The following is a 16960-nucleotide window of genomic DNA, read 5'->3' as shown; positions in this document are numbered from 1 at the left end:
TTCAAGCTTAGGAGTCCGATAGGCCTTCGCGAAACCGACTAGAGGACAGTGCAGATGGCCAAACGTATCCAGTTCAGTGCCCATGGCGGCCCCGAAGTACTTGAGTATGTCGACTACACCCCGGCAGAACCCGGCCCGCTGCAAGTTCGTGTGAGCAACAAGGCCATTGGCCTGAACTTTATCGACACGTATTTGCGCAGCGGCCTCTATGTGCCACCAGCCTTGCCATCGGGCCTGGGCGCGGAAGGCGCCGGGGTGGTCGATGCGGTCGGCAGCGAAGTCACTCAGTTCAAGGTCGGCGATCGTGTGGCCTATGGCAGCGGTCCGTTGGGCGCCTATAGCGAATTGCACGTGCTGCCTGCCGCCAACCTTATTCATCTGCCGGACGACATCAGCTTCGAACAGGCCGCCGGCGCCATGCTCAAGGGCCTGACCGTGCAGTACCTGCTGCGCCAGACCTATGACTTGAAAGGTGGCGAAACCATTCTGTTCCACGCCGCTGCTGGTGGCGTCGGCTCCCTGGCCTGCCAATGGGCCAAAGCCCTGGGCGTGAAGCTGATCGGAACCGTCAGTTCGCCGGAAAAAGCCGCCCTGGCCAAATCCCTCGGTGCCTGGGAAACCATCGACTACAGCAAGGAAAACGTCGCACAGCGCGTGCTGGAGTTAACCGACGGCAAGAAATGCCCAGTGGTGTACGACGGTGTCGGCAAAGACACCTGGCTGACGTCCCTGGACAGTGTGGCGCCACGGGGTTTGGTGGTGAGTTTCGGCAATGCATCGGGCGCGGTAGACGGGGTCAACCTGGGGATTCTCGCAGCCAAGGGCTCGCTGTACGTAACCCGGCCGACCCTGGCGACCTACGCCAGCAATCCCAAGGATTTGCAGGCCATGGCCGATGATCTGTTTTCGATGATCAAGAGCGGCAAGGTGCGCATTGATATCAACCAGCGCTATTCGCTGGCCGAAGCGGCGAAGGCCCAGACGGAGTTATCGGCGCGGCGTACTACGGGGTCGACGATTTTGTTGCCGTAAGGATTTAGGTCTCTGGGGCCTATGAGGGCCTCATTGCGGCCAGCGCGGGCTTACCCGCGATGGCCGACTCGGTCTTACGAAGGCCGCACCACCTCACCACTCGCCAGGTCGCGGATCAGGCTCGGATTCTTGCGCCCTCCCAAGTTACCGCCCAACACCACATCCACCTGCCCACGGAAATACTGCTCCACGCGAATCCGCGTGCGCGCCGCCGGGCGGCCCTGAGGGTTGGCCGAGGTGGAGATCAACGGCCCCACCAGCGAACACAAATCCCGCACCAGCGGATGATCGCTAACCCGCAACGCCACCGTGTCATGCACACCGGTAATCCACTCGGGCAACAAGTCCTGATGAGGCACCAACCAGGTATTGGGCCCCGGCCAGGTGCTGGCCATGCGGTCTATCCACAGGTCCGGGAAGTCCTCGAAGAGAAAATCGAACTGCCGGATATTGTCGGCAATCAGGATCAGGCCCTTATCCACAGACCGGCCCTTGATCGCCAGCAAACGATCCACAGCCTCCTCGTTCCATGGGTCGCAGCCCAGGCCCCACACCGCCTCGGTTGGATAGGCAATCACCGCGCCTGCGCGAATTTCTCGTGCGGCTTCTTGCACACGCCACCTGTTGACCATTGCTCACTCTCCGGACTAAAGCTCTGCGCAGTTTACCGATCTTCGTTACAAAACCTAACTGCGCGCAAGCCAGCGACCGCTTTCGCAGATCACCCGGCCTTCCAGCTCCAGTTCCGTAAGGGTTGCCAGCACCCGGGACAAGGCCAGGCCGCTGGCAATCGCCAAGGCTTCGCTGGTGTGGGGCGCGGCGTGCAGCAGCGCCACCAGCGGGTGAGCAACTGGGATCGGCGCCGGGCGTGACAGTGCTTGCCAGCCGCGCAGGCCTTCAAGGATATGTTCGACGGTTTCCACCAGTGTTGCACCATCACGAATCAACTGATGGCAGCCCTTGGCCCCCGGATGATGGATAGAACCGGGAATCGCATACACTTCGCGCCCTTGCTCCGCCGCCAACCGTGCGGTGATCAGCGAACCGCTGGCCATCCCGGCCTCCACCACCAGCACACCAAGGGACAGGCCACTGATAATCCGGTTGCGCCGTGGAAAGTTACCGGCCTGGGGCGGAGCGTCCAACGGAAATTCGGAAACCACGGCACTGCCTTGGGCAATCATCGCCTCGGCCAAGCGTCGGTGGCGCTGTGGATAAAAATTTTCCAGCCCGGTGCCCAGCACGCCGATTGTATGCCCCCCAACATCCAAAGCCGCCTGGTGAGCGGCGCCGTCGATGCCCAGGGCAAGGCCACTGGTAATGACAAAACCGGCACTCGCCAGGCTGCGGGAAAACGCGGCGGCGGTGTCCATTCCTGGCCTGGAGGCACGGCGGCTGCCGACCATCGCCAGCTGTGGCTTTTCCAGAATGCCCGGGTCGCCGGCGACGAATAATAGCGGTGGTGCGTCATCCAATTCTGCGAGCAGCGCCGGGTAGTCGGGGTGGTCCCACATCAGCAAATGCTGGGCCGGACGCTCTAGCCAGGTCAATGCCGCGCTGGCGCCGTCACGCACTTCCTCGCTGCGCCGAGCATCGGCGCTAGCCGCCTTGAGGCCCAGGGAGCGCCAGGCACTGGCCGGTGCACTGATGGCTTTTGATGCCGAACCAAACGCCTCGATGAGTTTTCGAAAACCCCTGGGGCCCAGTTCCGGCAGCCTGTGCAAGCGTAGTCGAGCTTCCAGTTCTGCCGGTGAAATTTCGCGGTTATTCGTCGGTAACATTTGATCATCCTTGATCATGAACAAGCTGTGGATAACTCTGTTGGTAACTTATTTAGCAGACTAATTATTGCACCGCGCCAGGACTCTGAAATCGGTCCATCACAGCCAGTGAGCGCGACGCGCTGAGGACCAAGCCGTAACTGAGCTTTTCATAGGTGCGAAACACCAGAAGAGTCCCGACGCGCTCGTCGGGAATTTTCACCGGTGTGCCTGTAACCCTGTCACGGACGGTTTCTCCGGTTTTCGTCACGGCCAGCAAATGACCTTGCGCCAGACCGTCGCGACGCCCCTTGTTCAGAATGACCGTATCAAACACCCCAATCTGCGTGACGCCACGGGGAACATCGATAATTTGTCCTGCAATGGCGTGAGTAGGCGCGTAAGCCAGCAAATTAGACATAACTTCGGGTAGTTGAGTGCTGAGCAGACGATCCCCCGGTCGTACCTCCTGGGTGACCCGTTGCACAGCCAGGGTGGTGACATCACCCACCATCACCACGCGGGCAGTGCCGATATCGTCAGCGTTGATCCCCAGCAGCTCCTGGCTGTCGGGATCGGTAAAGACCTTGCCCTGGCGGAAGATGCCATAGCTGGGCTGCGCAGGGTCCAGGGCGCCCCGGGCATAAATGCGTTCGCCGTTGGCGCCCAGCACACGCCCGGCCTGCGCCCCGACAATGTAAGGCGCGCTGTCCAGGTCCTGCGACGTATCGAGGATGCGGTCATGCAGTAAAAAACGCTGGATAGCTTTCAGCGTCTCGCTGCCCAGCGGTTGAGGGTGTTGTGGGTAATTACCGATGGACGGGGCCTGTATATTGGCCGTGACGGCCTGTGCCCACACCAGCAAGACGAGTAGCGATTTCCTCATGGGGTGAATCTCCTTTATTATGTACGTTCGCGTGAAACGCTAGGGCCTTCGCGGCTTTGCAGCGTTTACACCGGCAACCTGGGTCCATCCCGGTGCCGACTTGCCTTTACCTCACATGTGCAGCAATTACGCTTATGGCTATTTTGAACATCCTCGAATTCCCGGACTCGCGCCTGCGCACTATCGCCAAACCGGTGGCCGTAGTGGACGACGAAGTTCGTCAGTTGGTCGATGACATGTTTGAAACAATGTATGAAGCTCCGGGCATCGGCCTCGCCGCGACCCAGGTCAACGTGCACCTGCGCGTCGTGGTTATGGACCTGTCCGAAGATCGCAGCGAACCGATGGTGTTTATCAACCCAGAGTTCGAAACCCTGACCGACGAAATGGGCCAGTACCAGGAAGGCTGCCTGTCGGTGCCTGACTTCTACGAGAACGTCGATCGTCCGCAGCGCGTCAAGATCAAGGCCCTGGACCCTAACGGCAAGCCGTTCGAGCTGATTGCCGAAGGCCTGCTGGCGGTGTGTATCCAGCATGAGTGCGATCACCTCAACGGCAAACTGTTCGTCGATTACCTGTCCACGCTTAAACGCGACCGGATCAAGAAGAAGCTGGAAAAGAAGCATCGCCAGCAAGCTTGATTCCCCTCTTTCAAAGGCTTGCTGCGGCAAGCCTTTTTCTTTTGTGAGATGTTTCCCATGACCGAGCCACTGCGCATCGTTTTTGCCGGCACCCCCGAATTCGCCGCCGAACACCTCAAGGCCCTGCTCGCCAGCCCCTATGAGATCGTGGCGGTGTACACCCAACCGGATCGCCCGGCCGGTCGCGGGCAAAAACTGATGCCCAGCCCGGTCAAGCAACTGGCACTTGAGAACAACATCGTCGTGCTGCAACCGCCAACCCTGCGTAACGCCGACGCCCAGGCCGAATTGGCGGCACTGAAACCGGATTTGCTGGTGGTGGTGGCCTACGGTTTGATCCTGCCGCAAGTGGTGCTGGATATCCCTCGCTTGGGTTGCATCAACAGCCATGCTTCGCTGCTGCCGCGCTGGCGTGGAGCGGCGCCCATCCAGCGCGCGGTGCAAGCCGGTGATGCCGAGAGCGGCGTGACCGTGATGCGCATGGAAGCGGGCCTGGACACTGGGCCGATGCTGCTGAAAGTCACCACGCCGATCAGCAATGAAGACACCGGTGGCAGCCTCCACGACCGCCTGGCCGAGATGGGCCCTGCGGCCGTCGTCCAGGCCATCGCCGGTTTGGCAGCGGGCATGTTGGAGGGCCAAGTGCAGGACGACAGCCTCGCCACCTACGCCCACAAACTGAACAAGGACGAAGCCCGCATCGACTGGAGCCTCCCGGCAGTGGAGTTGGAGCGCCTGGTTCGCGCCTTCAACCCATGGCCGGTTTGCCACAGCACCCTCAATGGCGAAGCCTTGAAAGTCCTCGCCTCTACCCTGGCCGAAGGCAAGGGCACGCCGGGCGAAATCATTGGCGCCAGCAAGGACGGCCTGCTGGTGGCCTGCGGCGAGCAGGCGCTGTGTCTGACCCGTCTGCAATTGCCCGGTGGCAAGGCGCTGAACTTCAGCGATTTGTTCAACAGCCGTCGTGAGAAATTTGCAGCCGGCATCGTCCTGGGCCTTGCGGTGGACGCCCAATGAACCCGCGTCTGGCCGCCGCCAAGGCCCTGGCCGCCGTGCTCAACGGCAAGGCTTCCCTCAACAGTTCGTTGCCGATTCAGCTGGATAAAGTCGAAGACCGTGATCGCGGCTTCACCCAGGACCTGGCCTTCGGTACCGCTCGCTGGCAGCCGCGATTGTCGGCGTTAGCGGCCAAGTTGCTGCAAAAGCCGTTCAAGGCTGCGGATGCCGATGTCGAGGCACTGCTGCTGGTTGGCCTCTATCAACTGCTTTACACCCGAGTGCCACCCCACGCCGCCATCGGTGAAACCGTCGGTTGCGCCGACAAACTGAAAAAAACCTGGGCCAAGGCCCTGCTCAACGCCGTGCTGCGCCGCGCCCAACGGGAAAGCGAAGCGCTGCTGGCCGAGCTGGAACATGACCCGGTGGTGCGCACCGCCCACCCGCGCTGGCTGCAAAAATCCCTGAAAGCCTTCTGGCCTGAGCAATGGGAGGCCATCTGCGCCGCCAACAATGCTCATCCTCCGATGATTTTGCGGGTCAATCGGCGCCATAAAAGCCGCGACGCTTACCTTGCATTACTGAGCGAGGCAGGCATTGCCGCCACCGCCTGCGTCTACAGCCAGGACGGTATCGTCCTTACTGAACCTGGCGATGTGCGTAATCTGCCAGGCTTCGCCGAGGGCTGGATCAGCGTGCAAGACGAAGCCGCACAACTGGCCGCAGGCCTCCTGGACCTGGCGCCTGGTCAACGGGTTCTGGACGCCTGCTGCGCACCGGGCGGCAAGACTTGCCACATCATGGAAGTCGAGCCTGGCCTGGCCGGCGTAGTGGCGGTGGACCTGGAAGCCAAGCGCCTGGTACGGGTGCGGGAAAACCTTGCGCGCCTTGGCCTGAGCGCCGAACTGATCGCCGCCGACGGCCGCGACACCGCCACTTGGTGGGACGGCAAGCCGTTCCAGCGCATCCTGCTGGATGCACCGTGTTCGGCCACCGGGGTGATTCGCCGCCACCCGGATATCAAGCTGACCCGCCAGCCCGAAGACATCGCCGCCCTGGCCGTATTGCAAGGTGAGTTGCTCGATGCCCTGTGGCCGACCCTGGAAGTGGGCGGCATCTTGCTCTACGCCACCTGCTCCACCCTGCCCACCGAGAACACCGAAGTGATCGAAGCCTTCCTCGCTCGCACCAGCGGCGCGCGGGAGTTGGACCTCGACATCCAGGCTGGGATCAAGCAGCCTCATGGCCGACAGCTGCTGGCCCAAGAGGGCGGCCACGACGGCTTCTACTACGCCAAACTGATCAAGATTGCCGCCGCACGCGGCTGAAATAGTTTTAAAGGAGTGACCGGATGAAAATCATCATCCTCGGCGCAGGGCAGGTCGGCGGCACGCTGGCCGAGCATTTGGCCAGTGAAGCCAACGACATTACCGTGGTCGACACCGACGGCGAGCGCCTGCGTGATCTGGGCGACCGCCTCGATATCCGCACCGTGCAGGGCCGCGCCTCGTTCCCGACGGTGCTACGCCAGGCCGGCGCCGACGACGCCGACATGCTGGTGGCCGTGACCAACAGCGACGAAACCAATATGGTCGCCTGCCAGGTCGCCCACACCCTGTTCCACACCCCGACCAAAATCGCCCGGGTGCGGGAAGCGGCCTACCTGACCCGCGCCGGCCTGTTCGACAACGACGCGATTCCGGTAGACGTACTGATCAGCCCGGAACAGGTGGTCACCCATTACATCAAGCGCCTGATCGAACATCCCGGCGCCCTGCAAGTGATCGACTTTGCCGAAGGCAAGGCGCAGCTGGTGGCGGTCAAGGCCTACTACGGCGGGCCGCTGGTGGGTCAGCAACTGCGCCAGCTGCGCGAGCACATGCCAAATGTCGAGACGCGGGTGGCGGCAATTTTCCGGCGCGACCGGCCGATTCTGCCCCAGGGCGACACGGTGATCGAGGCTGACGACGAAGTGTTCTTCATCGCCGCCAAGGCAAATATTCGCGCGGTAATGAGCGAAATGCGCCGGCTTGATGAGAGCTACAAACGCATCGTCATCGCCGGTGGCGGGCAGATCGGCGAACGTTTGGCCGAGGCCATCGAAAGCCGCTACCAGGTGAAGATCATCGAGACGAACCCGGCGCGCTGCCGGTACTTGTCCGACACCCTCGACAGCACCGTGGTACTGCAAGGCAGTGCATCGGACCGCGACCTGCTGCTGGAAGAAAACATCGCCGACGCCGACCTCTTCCTGGCCCTGACCAACGATGATGAAGCAAACATCATGTCGTCCTTGCTGGCTAAACGGCTGGGGGCGAAGAAGGTGATGACCATCATCAACAACCCGGCCTATGTCGATCTGATCCAGGGCGGCGATATCGACATTGCCATCAGCCCGCAACTGGCAACCATCGGCACCTTGTTGGCCCACGTGCGGCGCGGCGATATCGTCAGCGTTCACTCGTTGCGCCGGGGCGCAGCGGAAGCCATCGAGGCGATTGCCCACGGCGACTCGAAGTCGAGCAAGGTGATCGGTAAGGCGATCCGCGACATTGGCTTGCCGCCTGGGACCACCATCGGCGCGATCATCCGTGATGAAGAGGTGATCATCGCTCACGACGACACGGTGATCGCTACCGGCGACCACGTGATTCTGTTCCTTGTGGATAAAAAACATATCCGCGATGTGGAGAAGCTGTTCCACGTGGGACTGAGCTTTTTCTGATCAACCGGAGTGACCGATATGCTCGAATCCCTGGAAAAAATGCTCGCCAAGGGTGTGGATAACTCGCTGCTGCGCTTTGGGTTGGGCAAGGGTTATCTGGACCTGAAAGACAATGCCAAGGCGGCCGAGCATTTACAGCAGTGCGTGGCGTTTGATCCAAAGTATTCGGCGGCGTGGAAGCTGTTGGGTAAGGCGCAGTTGGGACTGGATGATCGCGCAGCTGCGCGACTGGCCTGGGAGCAGGGGATTGCAGCCGCGCAGGCCCATGGCGACAAACAGGCAGAGAAAGAGATGACTGTGTTTCTGAAGAAACTCGATCGCCAGGCTTAAGCGGAACCCAATGTGGGAGCGGGCTTGCTCGCGAAGACGGTGTATCAGGTACACATTCAGTGACTGACACTGCGCTTTCGCGAGCAAGCCCGCTCCCACATTGTTTTGTGCCAACCTTGAGTCAGCCGTACATCAGTACCACCGCGCCTCACCCGGCGGGCGTTTCTTGAAGCGTTTCATGCTCCACATGTACTGGCTCGGATACGCCCTCACATACCGCTCCACCACCTTGCTCATCGCTGCGCAGGAAGTTGCGGTGTCGGTGCTGTACATGTCGTCTGGCGCCGCTTCGAGAATCACTTTGTACCCTGAACCGTCCGGCAGCCGTAGCGCATGCAGGAACACGCCAACGGCTTTACCGCCCGCCAGCATGTTCGGCACAAACTTGCTGGTCAGCGCCTGAGTGGCGAAGAACGGCACGAAGATCCCGGCAGACTCTGCCGGCTCCGGGTCGGCAGGAATACCCACCTGGCCACCTTTGCGCACTTCCTTGATGACGCTGAGGATGCCTTCCTTGGTGGACGCCGCCACCCGGTTGCCCAACTGCACCCGCTGTTTGCGCAGCAAGTCATCCACCGCCTTGAGCTTGGGCGGACGGTAGAAAATGATCGGCTTGCACTGGTTGCAATAGAAGTGGTTCAACACTTCCCAGTTGCCCAGGTGGCTGGTGATGCCCACCACGCCTTTGCCGGAAGCCAACGCTTCGTGCAGCACTTCCAGGCCTTCGACTTCGCGCACCAGGTCGATGGAGCGCTGGGCCGGCCAGATCCAGGCACAAGCGCTTTCGGTCAGGGACTTGCCGATGTCCATCAGGCTTTGCCCCACCAGGCGCTCTCGCTCGGCCGGGTCCATGTCCGGGAAGCATTTGGACAGGTTGATCCGCACCGTGTCACGGGAGCGATTGGGGGTTTTCCACATGATCCAGCCAATGGCCGTCCCCACGGTTTGCACAGCGCGCCAAGGCAGCAAGGCAAACACCCTCAGAGCGCCTACCAGCAAGGCGCCTTTAATCTTTTCCACAGGTCACTCCTGATGTTGTGCAGTGCGCAAAGCGACCATTCTAACCGCCGTTGGCGAGGGTAGCGTAACGATCACAGTCCAGGGTGTGGTCCATGACCATACCCGAGGCCTGCATAAACGCGTAACAGATGGTCGGCCCGACGAACGTGAAGCCGGCTTTTTTCAGGCCTTTACTCATGGCTTCTGCGATGGGCGTGACGGCCGGCACTTCGCTGCGATCCTTGAAATGATTGATGCTCGGCACACCGCCGACAAACGACCAGAGAAACCCTACCGGGTCCTCCAAAGCCAGCCAGGCAACAGCATTGCGCCGGGCGGCATTGAGTTTCAGACGATTGCGGATAATCCCCGGATCAAGCATCAATGCTTCGATTTCTGCATCGCTCATCTGCGCCACCCGCTGTACATCAAAAGCGAACAACACCTTTCGATAGTGCTCGCGTTTGCGTAAAACGGTGATCCAGGACAGGCCCGCCTGGAACCCTTCGAGTAAAAGCAACTCGAACAAACCCTGCGCATCGCGTAGCGGCGTTCCCCACTCCTGATCGTGATAAGCCATGTACAGCGGATCTTCAGAACACCAAAAGCAGCGTGGCATAAGGCTCCAGGGGATGGTGGCGCGGCCGAATCGGGTATACTCCCGCTCTTTAAATCGCAGCCCAAGTAACAGGTGAATTTCGTGAGCCAGCCTACGCCAGCCGTGCGTACCTTCCAAGACTTGATCCTCGCCCTCCAGCAATACTGGGCCGAGCAAGGTTGTGTGGTACTTCAGCCCTATGATATGGAAGTAGGCGCCGGCACTTTCCACACCGCTACCTTCCTGCGGGCCATCGGCCCGGAAACCTGGAACGCCGCTTACGTGCAGCCCAGTCGTCGCCCGACTGACGGCCGCTACGGCGAAAACCCAAACCGCCTGCAGCACTACTATCAGTTCCAGGTGGTCTTGAAGCCTAACCCGGACAATTTCCAGGAGTTGTACCTGGGCTCATTGAAACATGTCGGCCTGGACCCGCTGGTCCACGACATTCGTTTCGTCGAAGACAACTGGGAATCGCCGACCCTGGGCGCCTGGGGTTTGGGCTGGGAAGTCTGGCTCAACGGCATGGAAGTCACCCAGTTCACCTACTTCCAGCAAGCGGGCGGCATCGAGTGCTACCCGGTGACCGGCGAGATCACTTACGGTCTTGAGCGCCTGGCCATGTACCTGCAGGGCGTGGATTCGGTCTACGACCTGGTCTGGGCTGACGGTCCTTTCGGCAAGGTCACTTATGGCGATGTGTTCCACCAGAACGAAGTGGAGCAGTCGACCTACAACTTCGAACACGCCAACGTCGAGAAACTGTTCGAGCTGTTCGACTTCTACGAAAGCGAAGCCAAGCGCCTGATCGAACTGGATCAGCCGCTGCCGTTGCCAAGCTATGAGATGGTCTTGAAGGCATCCCACACCTTCAACCTGCTGGATGCCCGCCGAGCCATCTCGGTTACCGCGCGCCAGCAATACATTCTGCGTGTACGCGCCCTGGCGCGTTCCGTCGCCCAAGCCTACCTGCTGGCTCGCGCCAAGCTCGGCTTCCCGATGGCGCACCCAGACCTGCGTGATGAAGTGTTGGCTAAGCTGGAGGCTGCACAATGAGTGCTCAAGATTTCCTGGTTGAACTGGGCACCGAAGAGCTGCCGCCCAAGGCACTCAATACCCTGGCCGACGCGTTCCTGGCCGGTATCGACAAGGGCCTGCAAGCCGCTGGCCTGGGTTATGAAGCCAAGAAGGTCTACGCCGCACCACGCCGCCTGGCCGTCCTGATCACCGCTTTGGCCACTCAGCAACCTGATCGCAGCATCAACCTCGACGGCCCGCCACGCCAGGCCGCCTTCGATGCTGAAGGCAACCCGACGCAAGCAGCCTTGGGTTTTGCCAAGAAGTGCGGCGTCGAGCTGAGCGAAATCGACCAGAGCGGTCCGAAACTGCGCTTCAGCCAGGTCATCAAGGGCAAGCCGACCGCAAGCCTCTTGCCGACCATCGTTGAAGACTCCCTGAACGACCTGCCGATTCCCAAGCGCATGCGCTGGGGTGCCCGCAAGGAAGAGTTCGTGCGTCCGACCCAATGGCTGGTAATGCTGCTCGGTGACCAGGTCGTCGATTGCACCATCCTCGCCCAGAAGGCCGGCCGAGATTCGCGTGGTCACCGCTTCCATCACCCGCAAAGCGTGCGCATCACCGCGCCGGCCAACTACCTCAATGACCTTCGCGCGGCCTATGTGCTGGCGGATGCCAATGAGCGCCGCGAGCTGATCAGCAAGCGCACTGAAGAGCTGGCCCGTTTGCAGGAAGGCACTGCCATTGTGCCGCCAAGCCTGCTGGACGAAGTGACCGCCCTGGTTGAGTGGCCAGTGCCGCTGGTGTGCTCGTTCGAAGAACGTTTCCTCGACGTGCCGCAAGAAGCGCTGATCACCACCATGCAGGACAACCAGAAGTATTTCTGCCTGCTGGACGTCGACGGCAAGTTGCTGCCGCGTTTCATTACCGTGGCCAACATCGAGAGCAAGGACCCGCAGCAGATCATCGAAGGTAACGAGAAAGTCGTTCGCCCGCGCCTGACCGATGCCGAGTTCTTCTTCAAACAAGACAAGAAGCAGAAGCTGGAAGACTTCAACCTGCGCCTGCAAAACGTGGTGTTTCAGGAAAAACTGGGCAGCGTCTACGACAAGGCTGTGCGGGTTTCCAAGCTGGCGGCCTACATCGCCCCGCGCGTTGGCGGCGACGCCACTCTCGCCGCCCGAGCCGGCCTGCTGTCCAAGTGCGACCTGGCCACCGAAATGGTCGGCGAGTTCCCGGAGATGCAAGGTGTTGCCGGTTACTACTACGCCCTCAATGACGGCGAGCCGCAAGATGTCGCCCTGGCCCTGAACGAGCAGTACATGCCGCGCGGTGCCGGTGCTGAACTGCCGACCACCCTGACCGGTGCGGCCGTGGCCATCGCCGACAAGCTGGATACCCTGGTGGGTATCTTTGGCATCGGCATGTTGCCTACCGGCAGCAAAGACCCGTACGCCCTGCGCCGTGCGGCTCTGGGCGTGCTGCGGATTCTGATCGACAAGAAGCTCGACCTCGACCTGACCCAGGCCGTGGTGTTTGCCGTCGGCCAGTTCGGCGCCAAGGTCAAGCAAGCCGGCCTGGCCGAGCAAGTGCTGGAGTTCGTCTTCGATCGTTTGCGTGCTCGTTACGAAGACGAAGGTGTGGACGTTTCGGTGTACCTGTCGGTACGTGCCCTGCAACCGGGTTCGGCGCTGGACTTCGATCAGCGTGTGCAAGCCGTACAGGCCTTCCGCAAGTTGCCGGAAGCCGATGCACTGGCCGCCGTGAACAAGCGCGTGTCGAACCTGCTGAGCAAGGCCGACAACCTCGGCAATGCTGAGGTTGACCCGGGCCTGTTCGCCGATGCCAAGGAGTTCTCGCTGAACTCAGCCATCGCCAAGGCGGAAAACGCGGTGAAGCCGCTGATCGCTGAACGCAACTACGCCGAAGCATTGGCGCGCCTGGCCACCTTGCGTGAGCCGGTCGATGCGTTCTTCGAAGCGGTGATGATCAATGCCGAAGATGCGGGCGTGCGGAAAAACCGCTACGCCATGCTGGCGCGTCTGCGTGGGTTGTTTATCAATATCGCTGACATTTCCGTACTGGGCTGATCATGTTGAAACTGCTGATTCTCGATCGTGACGGGGTGATCAACTACGACTCCGACGCTTACATCAAGTCGGTGGAGGAGTGGATTCCATTGCCCGGCTCGATCGAGGCCATCGCGCAGTTGAGCAAGGCGGGCTGGACGGTGGCAATCGCTACCAACCAGTCCGGCATCGCCCGTGGCTACTACGATGTTGCCACCCTCGATGCCATGCACGTGCGTTTGCGCACATTGGTAGCTGAGCAGGGCGGTGAAGTGGGGCTGGTGGTTTACTGCCCACACGGGCCGGATGAGGGCTGCGCTTGTCGCAAGCCAAAACCGGGCATGCTGAAAACCATTGCAGAATATTACAATGTGCCGTTGACGGGCCTATGGTTCGTCGGGGACAGTCTCGGTGACTTGGAGGCGGCCAAAGCCGTCGACTCACAACCAGTTTTGGTAAAAACCGGAAAAGGCGAAAAGACCCAGGGTAAAAACCTGCCGGTAGGCACCTTGATTTTTGACGATCTGGCGGCGGTTGCCACAGAACTTATCAACAACTAGCAGCACTTCTGACTTCCTGATCAAGGACTGTTCGGGAGCGCGCTTTTAACAGGCGGGCCTCGGCCCGCAACGGTAAATGCCGCCATGTCGATCTTGCAGGCCATCAGAACCTTCTTCTTTTACCTGCTGCTGGGCACCAGTTCCTTGCTCTGGTGCACCCTGAGCTTTTTTATCGCGCCTTTTTTGCCATTCAAGGCGCGCTATCGTTTCATTAATGTTTTTTGGTGCCGCTGCGCGTTGTGGCTGACCAAGGTGTTCCTGGACATTCGTTTCGAGATCAAGGGCGCCGAAAATGTCCCGGACACACCCTGCGTGATTCTGTCGAACCACCAAAGCACCTGGGAAACCTTCTTTCTGTCGGCGTATTTTTCGCCATTGAGCCAAGTGCTCAAGCGTGAACTGTTGTACGTGCCATTCTTTGGCTGGGCCATGGCTATGCTGCGGCCGATCGCCATCGACCGCGACAACCCCAAGGCAGCGCTCAAACACGTGGCGAAGAAGGGTAACGAGCTGCTCAAGGACGGGGTTTGGGTACTGATCTTCCCCGAAGGCACTCGCGTGCCGTTCGGTACGGTCGGCAAATTTTCACGCGGTGGTACGGCGTTGGCGGTCAACGCTGACCTGCCGGTCCTGCCGATTGCCCACAATGCCGGCAAGTTCTGGCCGAAGACGGGTTGGGCTAAATTCGCGGGCACCATTACCGTGGTGATCGGCGAACCGATGTACGCCGATGGCAGCGGCCCGCGTGCCATTGCCGCGCTCAATGACCGTGCTGCGGCCTGGAATGAAGCACAACAAAGAGCCATGGGTTCGCTGCCGCCTTTACCGGTTGCAGAAGATCAGACGGTGATTTGAGTTTCTGTGGATAAGCTGTGTACGGTTTGTTGAAAAATTGTAGTTTTTTGATTGTAGGTCGATGATTTACCTACATATTTCTCAAGCTCATAAAACAACTGAAATAGTGCATAAGTTTTTTCAGCAGTAAAAAACCGGCCCTTAAGGCCGGTTTTTTATGCACAGGTAAAAAGCCTGCTATTTAGTCTTTCCAGAGAGGCAGTTGCAGCCTGAACACAGTACCTTCGCCCACGACGCTCTCACACCCGATACGGCCAGCATGACGATCCACCACCGCCTTGACCATGGTCAGGCCCAGCCCCAATCCTTCGCTGCCCTGAGCAGAGGCGAAGCGTCGGTATTGGCTGAACAGATCAGGTAAATTCTCAGCCGCGATGCCTGGGCCCTGATCCTTGATGTGGCACTCCAAGCATTCTCCTGTGCTTTCGAGGCTCAAGGTGACGGTCGTACCGGACGGGCTGTATTTAATCGCGTTCTCCAACAGATTGAACAAGGCGCGAGTCAGCAGCGATTGATCAGCCCAAACCATTTCCTCACCGGCCTCATCCAGGTCATGAACCAACTGGATGCCTTTCAACTGGGCCAGTAGCGCAACCTGGTCAAACGCATCGAGCACCAGCATGGCGAACAGACTGGACTGGAACTGATAGCCGTCGGATTCGGCTTTGGCCAGTTGGACAAACGACTCGGTCAGGTTCAAGGCGCGGCGCACTTGTTGTTCTATCTGCACAAATACAGGCGCTACCTCTGGGGACTCATGGCGTTGGACATCCAGCAACGCAAGAATCGCCGAATGAGGCGCCCGCAGGTCGTGAGACAGGAAGCGCAACAGGGTTTCCCGCTGCAGCTGGGCATCACGCTCAATGCTCAAGTCTGTCAGGCTCAGCAGCCAGCCCAGGGCCACATCACCATCCGCCGGCAGAAGCGGGGCAAGGTCCAGGCGCAGGCTGCGTTGCTGTGTGTCACGAAATTCGAGAATTTCCAGGGCAGACAGGGGCGGGCGAGTGCCATCCAGTAAAGGCGGATAGCCCAGCGCGGCGAGCTGTTCCAGCAGGTTCTCGGTAACCAGTTCACTACCAAACACATCACGGGCGATGCGGTTGGCCAGCAGGATCCCGCCCCTCGGGTCTGTGATCAGCGTGGCCACCGGCAAACACTCCAGGCCATCGGCCATAAAACGCCGGGTGTCGCGAGTACGGCTGACAGCTTGCTCCAGAGCGAAGATCCGCCCCTGCAACACATCGCCGTTACTAGCGGGCGCACGACGACGTTCCGGCAGCACGTTGGGCTCGCTGTCCAGGCGTGCCAGCTCCCAGCCGAAATAGGCCAGGATTACGCTCAGGCGACGCCAATTCCAGATCAGGTAGCCAAGCAGCAAACCGATCAGGCATGCCCCCGGCGACCACCAGCCACCAAGGCGCAACAGCCCCCAGGAACCAAGGAGCGCGGCGCTCATGCACCCCAGGGTCAACCACAATGCATAACGCGGGCGAAACAGCAGCAGGCCCAATAGCAGCGCAACCATCGAGGTGCCCATCAACGTAGCCAGCCAAACGGGCAAGACGGTGATGCTGCGCCCTTGCAACAGGCCATTAAGGATATTGGCCTGGATCTCGACACCTGATGTGGTACCCACGCTGGCCGACAATGGCGTGACGTATCGATCCCCCATGCCTGGGGCGGTGGCACCCACCAGAATCAGGCGATCACGCAACAACTCAGGCGGGACTTCACCGCGCAAGACGCTGACGTAGGGCACACTGGGAAAGCCATCGTCGGTGTCGATGTAAGGAATCCGAATGGCATTTTCCCGCTGCCAATCGGCCCTGTCTGACGGGGCAGACAACCCGGGCATTACCGCCTGCCGCCCGGTCAGTTCGAGCGCCAGCCATGCCAATTGAGGTGTCATTCGTCCCGGCGGGCCTTCACGCAGATAAAGGCTGCGGACAATGCCGTCGCTGTCCGCTTCAACATTGATATGGCCGACGCCTCTGGCGCAATCGCGAAGGGGCAGTACGGGCAGGATTTGCGCCACCGGTTGACCGTAGCGCGGCGTGCCTTCGCGGATCAGCGGCAGCAACACATTGCCGGCATTGCAGAGCGCCTGGCCCAGCCGTTGATCGCTGGCGGGATCACGGGCCGCTTCGCTGAAAATCACATCGAACAAAATACCGGCAGGTTTAGCGGCGCTCATCTGATCAATCAGGTCGGCATGCAGGCGGCGTGACCAAGGCCACTGACCCAGTTGCTTGAGGCTGAGGTCATCGATGGTCACTAGCAGAATACGCGGATCAACCGGTAAGGGAGCCAAGCGGCGCAGGCTGTCATACAACAGATTATTGAGCGCAAGGCCAGGGCTCAGAGACAGGAATGCTGTCATTGGCAGCAGCAGCAGGCTGATACACAACCACTCCCGTACCAGGCCGTAAAACAGCCGCTGAGCTTGAGTCGGCTGGCGCTTTTCAGCCCTGCGCCAAAACCTCACCGGCCGG

Annotated in this window: 16 protein-coding genes; 10 read left to right on the top strand and 6 right to left on the bottom strand. The window is 60.3% G+C overall.

Annotated elements, in window-relative coordinates:
* Positions 1-54: 54 nt before the first annotated feature.
* Complete coding sequence (locus tag ACZRJ6_RS08980) at positions 55-1032, top strand: NADPH:quinone reductase (RefSeq protein ID WP_463967497.1); 978 nt, start codon at positions 55-57, stop codon at positions 1030-1032.
* Positions 1033-1106: 74 nt separating this feature from the next.
* Here ACZRJ6_RS08980 and tsaC read toward each other — a convergent pair whose 3' ends face one another.
* The 3 genes from tsaC to ACZRJ6_RS08965 all read right to left on the bottom strand — a co-directional run bounded on the left by tsaC (position 1107) and on the right by ACZRJ6_RS08965 (position 3678).
* Complete coding sequence (gene tsaC / locus ACZRJ6_RS08975; protein WP_463967498.1) at positions 1107-1664, bottom strand: L-threonylcarbamoyladenylate synthase type 1 TsaC; 558 nt, start codon at positions 1662-1664, stop codon at positions 1107-1109.
* A 54-nt stretch (positions 1665-1718) separates the two neighbouring features.
* Complete coding sequence (gene dprA, locus ACZRJ6_RS08970) at positions 1719-2813, bottom strand: DNA-processing protein DprA (RefSeq protein ID WP_463967499.1); 1095 nt, start codon at positions 2811-2813, stop codon at positions 1719-1721.
* Positions 2814-2877: 64 nt separating this feature from the next.
* The gene (locus ACZRJ6_RS08965) at positions 2878-3678 is read right to left on the bottom strand and encodes a peptidoglycan-binding protein (RefSeq protein WP_463967500.1); all 801 of its coding nucleotides are present in this window, start codon (positions 3676-3678) and stop codon (positions 2878-2880) included.
* A gap of 134 nt (positions 3679-3812) precedes the next feature.
* On the opposite strand from ACZRJ6_RS08965, the gene def reads away from it, so the two are divergent.
* Genes def through ACZRJ6_RS08940 form a run of 5 tightly spaced genes read left to right on the top strand, consistent with a single transcriptional unit; the run spans position 3813 to position 8370 of the window.
* Positions 3813-4319, top strand: a complete 507-nt coding sequence (gene def, locus ACZRJ6_RS08960) for a peptide deformylase (RefSeq protein ID WP_149412811.1) — start codon at positions 3813-3815, stop codon at positions 4317-4319.
* 57 nt (positions 4320-4376) lie between these two features.
* A complete protein-coding gene (fmt, locus tag ACZRJ6_RS08955; protein WP_463967501.1) occupies positions 4377-5336 on the top strand; it encodes a methionyl-tRNA formyltransferase in 960 nt (319 codons plus the stop codon).
* Complete coding sequence (gene rsmB, locus ACZRJ6_RS08950; RefSeq protein WP_463967502.1) at positions 5333-6643, top strand: 16S rRNA (cytosine(967)-C(5))-methyltransferase RsmB; 1311 nt, start codon at positions 5333-5335, stop codon at positions 6641-6643. The genes fmt and rsmB overlap by 4 nt, the downstream gene beginning before the upstream one ends.
* A 23-nt stretch (positions 6644-6666) precedes the next feature.
* Positions 6667-8040, top strand: coding sequence for a Trk system potassium transporter TrkA (gene trkA, locus ACZRJ6_RS08945; protein ID WP_463967503.1), 1374 nt, complete (start codon positions 6667-6669; stop codon positions 8038-8040).
* An 18-nt stretch (positions 8041-8058) separates the two neighbouring features.
* Positions 8059-8370: a hypothetical protein gene (locus tag ACZRJ6_RS08940; protein WP_463967504.1), complete on the top strand. Its 312-nt coding sequence runs from the start codon at positions 8059-8061 to the stop codon at positions 8368-8370.
* Positions 8371-8502: 132 nt separating this feature from the next.
* Here the strand turns inward: ACZRJ6_RS08940 and ACZRJ6_RS08935 are convergent, their stop codons facing one another.
* Both ACZRJ6_RS08935 and ACZRJ6_RS08930 read right to left on the bottom strand, forming a co-directional pair.
* Entirely contained in the window at positions 8503-9390 is an 888-nt protein-coding gene (locus tag ACZRJ6_RS08935; RefSeq protein ID WP_463967505.1) for a lysophospholipid acyltransferase, read from the bottom strand.
* A gap of 40 nt (positions 9391-9430) precedes the next feature.
* Positions 9431-9988 (bottom strand): DNA-3-methyladenine glycosylase I, encoded by a 558-nt coding sequence (locus ACZRJ6_RS08930; protein WP_463967506.1) that lies wholly within the window; start codon positions 9986-9988, stop codon positions 9431-9433.
* Positions 9989-10069: 81 nt separating this feature from the next.
* Here ACZRJ6_RS08930 and glyQ point away from each other — a divergent pair, with 81 nt between their 5' ends.
* The 4 genes from glyQ (at position 10070) to ACZRJ6_RS08910 (ending at position 14468) form a co-directional block, all read left to right on the top strand.
* Positions 10070-11023: a glycine--tRNA ligase subunit alpha gene (gene glyQ / locus ACZRJ6_RS08925; RefSeq protein ID WP_133100625.1), complete on the top strand. Its 954-nt coding sequence runs from the start codon at positions 10070-10072 to the stop codon at positions 11021-11023.
* Complete coding sequence (gene glyS / locus ACZRJ6_RS08920; RefSeq protein WP_463967507.1) at positions 11020-13074, top strand: glycine--tRNA ligase subunit beta; 2055 nt, start codon at positions 11020-11022, stop codon at positions 13072-13074. Before glyQ ends, glyS begins: the two co-directional genes overlap by 4 nt.
* A complete protein-coding gene (gene gmhB / locus ACZRJ6_RS08915) occupies positions 13074-13613 on the top strand; it encodes a D-glycero-beta-D-manno-heptose 1,7-bisphosphate 7-phosphatase (protein WP_463967919.1) in 540 nt (179 codons plus the stop codon). Before glyS ends, gmhB begins: the two co-directional genes overlap by 1 nt.
* 84 nt (positions 13614-13697) lie before the next feature.
* Positions 13698-14468: a lysophospholipid acyltransferase family protein gene (locus ACZRJ6_RS08910; RefSeq protein ID WP_463967508.1), complete on the top strand. Its 771-nt coding sequence runs from the start codon at positions 13698-13700 to the stop codon at positions 14466-14468.
* Between the two features lie 181 nt (positions 14469-14649).
* Here the strand turns inward: ACZRJ6_RS08910 and ACZRJ6_RS08905 are convergent, their stop codons facing one another.
* Complete coding sequence (locus ACZRJ6_RS08905; RefSeq protein ID WP_463967509.1) at positions 14650-16953, bottom strand: CHASE2 domain-containing protein; 2304 nt, start codon at positions 16951-16953, stop codon at positions 14650-14652.
* Between the last annotated feature and the right edge of the window lie 7 nt (positions 16954-16960).

Source organism: Pseudomonas sp. C321 (assembly GCF_055407105.1).
This window is presented reverse-complemented; position numbering and strand designations above follow the sequence as displayed.

Coding starts and splice junctions, on each gene's coding strand:
- ACZRJ6_RS08980 (WP_463967497.1), top strand. CDS start 55: ATGGCCAAACGTATCCAGTTCAGTGCCCATGGCGGCCCCGAAGTACTT.
- tsaC (WP_463967498.1), bottom strand. CDS start 1,664: ATGGTCAACAGGTGGCGTGTGCAAGAAGCCGCACGAGAAATTCGCGCA.
- dprA (WP_463967499.1), bottom strand. CDS start 2,813: ATGTTACCGACGAATAACCGCGAAATTTCACCGGCAGAACTGGAAGCT.
- ACZRJ6_RS08965 (WP_463967500.1), bottom strand. CDS start 3,678: ATGAGGAAATCGCTACTCGTCTTGCTGGTGTGGGCACAGGCCGTCACG.
- def (WP_149412811.1), top strand. CDS start 3,813: ATGGCTATTTTGAACATCCTCGAATTCCCGGACTCGCGCCTGCGCACT.
- fmt (WP_463967501.1), top strand. CDS start 4,377: ATGACCGAGCCACTGCGCATCGTTTTTGCCGGCACCCCCGAATTCGCC.
- rsmB (WP_463967502.1), top strand. CDS start 5,333: ATGAACCCGCGTCTGGCCGCCGCCAAGGCCCTGGCCGCCGTGCTCAAC.
- trkA (WP_463967503.1), top strand. CDS start 6,667: ATGAAAATCATCATCCTCGGCGCAGGGCAGGTCGGCGGCACGCTGGCC.
- ACZRJ6_RS08940 (WP_463967504.1), top strand. CDS start 8,059: ATGCTCGAATCCCTGGAAAAAATGCTCGCCAAGGGTGTGGATAACTCG.
- ACZRJ6_RS08930 (WP_463967506.1), bottom strand. CDS start 9,988: ATGCCACGCTGCTTTTGGTGTTCTGAAGATCCGCTGTACATGGCTTAT.
- glyS (WP_463967507.1), top strand. CDS start 11,020: ATGAGTGCTCAAGATTTCCTGGTTGAACTGGGCACCGAAGAGCTGCCG.
- ACZRJ6_RS08910 (WP_463967508.1), top strand. CDS start 13,698: ATGTCGATCTTGCAGGCCATCAGAACCTTCTTCTTTTACCTGCTGCTG.